Source organism: Pseudomonas sichuanensis (genome assembly GCF_003231305.1).
In the GTDB taxonomy this organism is placed as follows: domain Bacteria; phylum Pseudomonadota; class Gammaproteobacteria; order Pseudomonadales; family Pseudomonadaceae; genus Aquipseudomonas; species Aquipseudomonas sichuanensis.
In genome coordinates, this window is the sequence record NZ_QKVM01000157.1 from 1 (window position 1) to 351 (window position 351).

Sequence of the window (351 nt, forward strand, 5' to 3'; positions counted from 1 at the left end):
TCGAGCCAGCTGGAGTCGCTGGTCGAGAAGCTGCCGCTGCCCAAGGGCGAGGGCGGCCTGTTCGACAAGGCCAAGCAACTGGCCGGCAGCGGCATGGACGCGGCCAAGAGCGGCATGAGCCTGCTCAAGACCGGCCAGGGCGCCATGCAGACCGCGCAGCAAGTACAGGGCGCATTGAAAGGCGGCGTCGCCGGCCTGCCGCAGTTGGCCAGCACCGCCAGCTCGGCGCTGCCGGCCGCCTCCAGCGCCATGGCCAGCCTGCCAAGCCTGCCCAAGCTGCCGTCGATGCCCAAGCTCCCCGCTTTCAAGGCCCCGAGCCTGAACACCGTCACCGATCTTCTGCCAAGTGAA

Annotated in this window: 1 pseudogene; it reads left to right on the plus strand. The window is 68.9% G+C overall.

Annotated features, from left to right (window positions below):
- Positions 1-351, plus strand: a pseudogene (locus DM373_RS28530) (type VI secretion system Vgr family protein); the annotation flags it as partial.